Genomic DNA, 6,979 nt, shown 5'->3' with positions numbered 1-6,979 from the left:
TCAAAGATTCTTAGCTTTTTTAGAAATATGGGCTTTAGACTTGTTAAAAGTATTTATCGTGATGAAAGAACGGTAATATATCCCGGAGTATAAGTTAAGTGTCGGCCGTGTATGTCTATAAGTGCAACCAGCTCCCTGTATTATTATCTATACTATTTCATTGCATTTATAACAGCTTCAGTGAATTCTGTTGTTCCTGCATTCCCTCCAAGATCGCAAGTTACGTTCTTACCTTCTTTTATTACCTTTGCAATAGCTTTTTCTATTTTTTCCGCTGCATCTGACTCTCCTATATGTTGAAGCATCATTACTGCTGACAAAATAATTGCTGATGGATTAGCTTTATTCTGTCCTGCTATATCTGGTGCTGAACCATGAGCGGCTTCAAATACTGCACCATTTTCCCCTATATTTGCACCTGGAAGCAATCCAAGGCCACCTACAAGCCCAGCTGCCATATCAGAAAGTATATCACCGTACAAGTTAGGCATAACAAGTACATCATATTTTTCTGGATTTAATACAAGCTTCATACTCATAGCATCTACTATCACATCTTCAAATTCTATATCTTTATATTCCTCTGCTATGTTTCTTGCACATTTTAAGAAAAGCCCATCTGATAATTTCATTATATTAGCCTTATGTACTGCAGTAACTTTCTTTCTATTATGTTGTCTAGCATATTCAAAGGCAGCTCTTACTATCTTGTCACTTGCCTTTTTAGATATAATTTTTATGCTTTCTGCAATATCTTCACTTACCATATGTTCTATTCCAGCATACAAATCCTCAGTATTTTCTCTAAAAATAACAAGGTTTACATTATCATATCTGGACTTTACACCTTCATAAGTTTTTATAGGTCTTATGTTAGCATAAAGATTTAAAGTTTGTCTAAGTGTAACATTTACACTTTTAAAACCTTTTCCTACTGGTGTAGTTACCGGTCCTTTTAGAGCTATCTTATTTTTCTTTATACTTTCTAATACATACTCTGGAAGAGGAGTTCCATACTCTTCTATAACTGCTGCTCCCGCTTCTACTATATCCCATTCTACCTTTACGCCTGCCGCTTCTATAACTTTTCTAGCAGCTTCTGAGACTTCTGTTCCTATTCCATCTCCAGGAATAAGTGTAATCTTATGTGTCATAATTATCGCCTCCAAATATAGGTCTGTCGCACTATAAAAATAATACGTTGTATTATTTTTATAGTTCAGCAGACCCTTCTCTTTTTCTATTTACCACTTATTAAATTTAGTAATCCACCCAACTTTATCATATCCTTTTGTCTATCTGCAATATCTAGAAGCATTTCATACTCCTCATTTTTAGTTTTATTCTTAATTATAATAATTCCCGAATCTACCTGAACTAATGCATTTTCTATTGAAAGTTCATCTAGCTCACCTATCTTATCATAATCCTCTGCATTCTTGAATACTAGAGGCATTATACCGTTGTTTATTAGATTAGCCATATGGATTCTAGCAAAAGATTTAGCAATTACTGCCTTTACACCTAAGTAAAGAGGTGCTAATGCTGCATGTTCCCTACTTGATCCTTGTCCGTAATTTCCTCCACCAACTATAAATCCTCCATTGTATTCCTTAGCTTTACTTGGAAAATCTTTATCACATGGTGTTAAACAGTATTCTGAAAGATAAGGAACATTTGATCTATAAGGTAAAAGCTTAGCATTTGAAGGCATAATATGGTCTGTAGTTATATTATCTCCAACCTTTGTTAGTACTTTTCCCTCTACTACATTTTCTAACGCTTTTGCTTTAGGGAATGGCTTTATGTTAGGTCCTCTAACTATTTCTACATCTTCACCTGCTACTGCTGGAGGAACTATTAAATTATCATTTATAATGAATTCCTTTGGCATTTCTATTTCAAAAGCTTCTCCTAACTCTCTTGGGTCTGCTATATAACCTTTTAGAGCAGAAACCGCTGCAATTTCAGGACTAACTAAATAAACATTAGCAGATGTTGTACCAGATCTTCCTTCAAAGTTTCTGTTAGAAGTTCTAAGAGATACACCATTTGTAACAGGTGATTGACCCATTCCTATACAGAAGCCACAAGCTGACTCTAAAATTCTTGCTCCCGCATCAATCATTGTAGATAAAGCTCCATTTTTAGCGAGCATATTTAAAACCTGCTTTGACCCTGGCGCAATAACTAAGGATACTTTTTCATTTACTGTCTTGCCCTCTAATATTTTAGCTACTCTCATCATATCCGCATAAGATGAATTTGTACAACTTCCTATACATACCTGATCTACTTTTATATCTTTTAATGAAGCAGCAGATGCAACATTATCAGGACTATGAGGACAAGCCACTAGCGGCTCTAATTCTGATAGATTTATTGTTACTTCTTCATCATATACTGCATCTCCATCAGCTTTTAATTCTATAAAATCTTTCTCTCTCCCCTGTGCTTTTAGGAACTCATATGTTACATCATCACTTGGAAATAATGATGTTGTCGCTCCAAGTTCAGCACCCATGTTTGTTATAGTTGCTCTCTGTGGTACAGATAAAGTTTTAATACCTTCTCCTGAGTATTCAAATACTTTTCCCACTCCACCTTTAACAGTAAGTCTTTTTAAAAGCTCCAATATAATGTCTTTAGCAGAAACCCAGTCATTTAACTTTCCTGTTAAATTTACTTTAACTATTTTAGGCATGTTAATATAATATTCTCCGCCTCCCATAGCTACAGCAACATCAAGTCCACCTGCGCCCATAGCAAACATTCCTATTCCACCACCTGTAGGTGTATGGCTATCTGAACCTAAAAGAGTATCTCCCGGAACACCAAATCTTTCTAAATTTACCTGATGGCATATTCCATTACCAGGTTTCGAAAAATATATTCCATGTTTTTTTGCCACAGTTTGAATATATAAGTGGTCATCTGCATTTTCTGGACCGGATTGAAGTACATTATGATCTATATAAGCTACAGATCTTTTTGTCTTTACCTTATCTATTCCTAAAGCTTCAAACTGCAAATATGCCATCGTTCCTGTAGAATCCTGAGTTAGTGTTTGATCTATTTTAATGGCAATTTCTTTGCCAGCAATCATATCACCTTTAACTAGATGATTTTTAATTATTTTTTGTGCAACATTTAATCCCATTACTAATCCTCCAATCTTTATAAGAAACCTCTCTACTTAACTTGCTCTGTTTTTTTCAGTTATTTCAGGCATTATTCTTTCTACTAATAATTCTAATTCATTGTTTCCAATAATAGTTGTTCTACCAAGAGAATATTGTTCATCTACCCATTCTTTAATCTCAGATATTCTTGAATCTTTTTTATCAATTTTTTCATCATCTTTTAGTTTATAATAGGTATTTATCCAAGCTGCAATTCCAGCAAGTCCTGAATATTGATTAACAGCAACTATTACTGGTCTTCCAAGTATTTTGTCTGTATCAAATATATTGTATATTTCTTCATCCTTCAGTATTCCATCAGCATGTATACCAGCTCTTGTTACGTTAAATTGGCTGCCAATAAAAGGAGTTCTTGGTGGTATGTCATAATCCATTTCTTTTGCAAAGTATTCTGCTAATTCTGTTATAACATGAAGTTTCATATTTTTAGTTGTACCTTTTAACTGCGCATATTCAAATATCATAGACTCCAATGGACAATTACCAGTTCTTTCTCCAATTCCTAGAAGTGATGTATTTATTGAAGACGCACCATAAAGCCATGCTGTAGTTGAATTACTTACCACCTGATAAAAATCATTGTGCCCATGCCATTCTATACTTTCTGAAGGAACTCCACAATTTGCTCTAAGTCCGTGAATAAGCCCTTGTACGCTTCTTGGAATGGTAGTGCCACTATATGGAACGCCAAGACCTAGAGTATCACAAACTCTTACCTTTATAGGAATGTTGCTTTCCTTTGAAAGCTCCATAAGCTTATTTACAAACGGTACTACAAATCCATAAAAATCCGCTCTAGTTATATCTTCTAAATGACATCTTGGTCGTATTCCATTACTTAACGCTTCTTCTACTATAGATAGATACATATCCATAGCCTTTTGTCTTGATACATTTAGTTTTTTAAATATATGATAATCAGAACATGACATAAGCATTCCAGTTTCTTTTATTCCCATCTCCTTTACTAACTTAAAATCTTCTTTGTTTGCTCTTATCCATGATGTTACTTCTGGAAACTCATATCCTCTTTCCATACATACTCGTGCTGCTCTTCTATCCTTTTCTGTATATAAGAAAAATTCAGTTTGCTTAATTATACCTGAATTATTATCTAACTCATGAAGATAATCAAATATTTTTATAATTTGTTCTGCTGAATAAGGTGGCATGGACTGTTGTCCATCTCTAAATGTAGTATCTGTAATCCATATATTGTCAGGTAAATCCATAGGAACTTGAATTTGATTGAAAGTTACCTTAGGAACTTCAGAATAAGGAAATATATCTTTATAAAGATTTGGAACATCTACATCCTGCAAATAGTGCTCATACGAAGATTTTCTAATAATACTCATTTTTATCCTCCTTAATTTCAAAAATATTGGCCCAATGTATAAAAATCTCTTTTTGAATGGTTTACATTCAAAAATTGCATTAGCATTCTCTATAATACTTATATCTTTTTTATTGTTTATACTAATTTCATGCATAAATATTAATTTATTCTAGGCATTGTCATTGATTATTAGCATATTTATGCCTATATTGTAACATTTCCATTCTATATTGGCAAATAAAAATTTTTGTATTTTTGTAGTTTTTCTTCGTCATTTTTTCACATATAACAATTTATCGTTAAAATAGGAACCTTTTTCTCTTGAATTGGCACTATATAGCATCGTTATCGGATTTGTGCACAATAAAATTTGAATCTATAATTAAGTAAATAATAAAAATTCCTTAATGAACTTATTATTTTTCTAAAAATATTAAAGTATATTTATAAATTTTTTAAAATTTCAAGATAAAATTATTTAAATTATAATATTTTCTAAACTTAAATTAAAATATATTTATATATAAATTTCGCCCATATAAGCTTATATGACTAGTTTATTTATTATTTACTGGAAAAAATATAGGATTACAAGCATACACTTATAATCCCATATTTTAGTCTATATTATTAATGTTGTCTGAAATAATTTTTTTTATATTTTCAGCAAGATTCACTTGTTCTTCCTTAGATAACTCCGCTGGATATATAGGTTTGTCTATTATAAATCTAACTATTCTATCATTTTTATTATAATCCTTATTTTTTTCTAACAATTTATAACTTCCATCTATTGTTACCGGTACTATAGGAACACCTGATTTCAAGGCCAGCTTCATACTTCCTTTCTTAAAATCCCCAACACTTTTTCCCTTACTTCTAGTCCCTTCAGGAAAAATTACCATACTACGTCCATTTTTAAGTAACTCTACACCTTTATTTATAGATTTCATCGACTCTCTTATATTATTCCTATCCATAAATATACAATCTATCTGTGTCATCCAATAACTAAAGGTTTTAAATTTAAGTATTTCCTTTTTAGCAATAAATCCTACTGGTTCATCCAATATTTCTAGAAAAATTGGTATATCAAAGTTACTTTGGTGATTTGATACATAAAGACAATTTTCTTCTGGAAGATTTTCTCGACCTATAACCTCAATTTTAGCATGAACTTTGTTCAAAACATATTTAGTCCAACCTTTAACCGCTTTCTTTATATATTCTTGAACCTCTTCTTCAGATCCATGTTTCTTTAGTTTTTCTAATTCATATTTTTTAAAAATAGTATTGCCTATGTAAATGAAAAAGCATAAATAAAATAATACTGTTTCCATAAATTAAATTTCTCTCCTTTAATTTAAATTCAGATTATATTACATATATCCATAATATTATATCATACTATCGATTCTTATATATTTTTTTCTTTACTTATTCATTGAAAGTGGTAAACTTATGTCTGTACTATAAATTCACGAAAGGAGATATATTCGATTGAAAATTTTAAAATCATATTTTAAGATAGTGTCTTTACTTCTAATAATATTGTTTTTATTTACTTCATGCCATAATTCTAAATCTATTGAAAATAGCTTAAATATACAAAATGACAATATTATTAGAATAAGTTATATAGATGTCGGACAGGGCGATAGTGAATTAATACAAGTAAACGGAAAAAATCTACTTATTGATGCTGGTACAAATGAAAGTACTAATAAGGTTATATCTTACTTAGATAAACAAAATGTTAAAAAGCTTGACTATGTAGTTGCTACTCATCCTCATGAAGACCATATTGGAGGTATGTCAGACGTAATAAAAAAATATGATATCGGTCAGTTTTATGCACCAAAAAAATTAACAAATACAAAAATCTTTGAGAATATGATTAATGCATTAAAATCAAAAAATTTAAAGATTAATGTGGCTAGGGCTGGGATAGAACTTGACTTAGGTAAAGATGTAAAATGTGAAATGTTAGCTCCTAATAATAACAATTATGAAGATCTCAATAATTACTCTGCTGTCATTAAAGTAACTTACAAAAATTCAAAATTTCTCTTTACAGGAGATGCTGAAAAATTAAGCGAAAAAGAAATTCTATCTAAAAGTTACGATTTATCTTCTGATGTTCTGAAGGTTGGACATCATGGAAGTACATCTTCTTCCTCTAAAGACTTTTTAGATAAAATCGCGCCTAGAATGGCTATTATAAGCTGTGGTAAAAATAATGACTATGGACATCCTCATAAGGAAACTTTGAATGAATTTGAAAAAAGAAAAATTCAAGTATATAGGACAGATGTAGACGGAACTATATTATTAATCAGTGATGGAACTAAAATATCTAAGATGTAATTATTGAAAACACTATAAAAGACTGCTATAAGCAGTCTTTTCTATTATTCAAAAAATAAAAAATGGCTCC

Annotated in this window: 5 protein-coding genes; 1 reads left to right on the top strand and 4 read right to left on the bottom strand. The window is 31.0% G+C overall.

The window, feature by feature from the left end; genetic code table 11:
* Positions 1 to 152: 152 nt before the first annotated feature.
* From I6U48_RS28970 to I6U48_RS28955, 4 genes are all read right to left on the bottom strand, one after another.
* Entirely contained in the window at positions 153 to 1,154 is a 1,002-nt protein-coding gene (locus I6U48_RS28970) for an isocitrate dehydrogenase (NAD(+)) (protein ID WP_218323987.1), read from the bottom strand.
* A gap of 86 nt (positions 1,155 to 1,240) precedes the next feature.
* Positions 1,241 to 3,160 carry an aconitate hydratase gene (locus tag I6U48_RS28965; protein ID WP_218323986.1) on the bottom strand — a complete coding sequence of 640 codons (1,920 nt, stop codon included), beginning with the start codon at positions 3,158 to 3,160 and terminating at the stop codon, positions 1,241 to 1,243.
* Between the two features lie 36 nt (positions 3,161 to 3,196).
* The gene (locus I6U48_RS28960) at positions 3,197 to 4,561 is read right to left on the bottom strand and encodes a hydroxymethylglutaryl-CoA lyase-like TIM-barrel protein (protein ID WP_218323985.1); all 1,365 of its coding nucleotides are present in this window, start codon (positions 4,559 to 4,561) and stop codon (positions 3,197 to 3,199) included.
* A gap of 598 nt (positions 4,562 to 5,159) precedes the next feature.
* Positions 5,160 to 5,882: a lysophospholipid acyltransferase family protein gene (locus I6U48_RS28955; protein WP_218323984.1), complete on the bottom strand. Its 723-nt coding sequence runs from the start codon at positions 5,880 to 5,882 to the stop codon at positions 5,160 to 5,162.
* A 160-nt stretch (positions 5,883 to 6,042) separates the two neighbouring features.
* Between I6U48_RS28955 and I6U48_RS28950 the strand changes: the two genes are divergently transcribed.
* Positions 6,043 to 6,909: a ComEC/Rec2 family competence protein gene (locus I6U48_RS28950; protein WP_218323983.1), complete on the top strand. Its 867-nt coding sequence runs from the start codon at positions 6,043 to 6,045 to the stop codon at positions 6,907 to 6,909.
* The last annotated feature ends 70 nt before the right edge of the window (positions 6,910 to 6,979 follow it).

The sequence above is a fragment of the Clostridium thailandense genome (assembly GCF_019207025.1).
GTDB classification, from domain to species: Bacteria; Bacillota; Clostridia; order Clostridiales; family Clostridiaceae; genus Clostridium_AM; species Clostridium_AM thailandense.
This window is presented reverse-complemented; position numbering and strand designations above follow the sequence as displayed.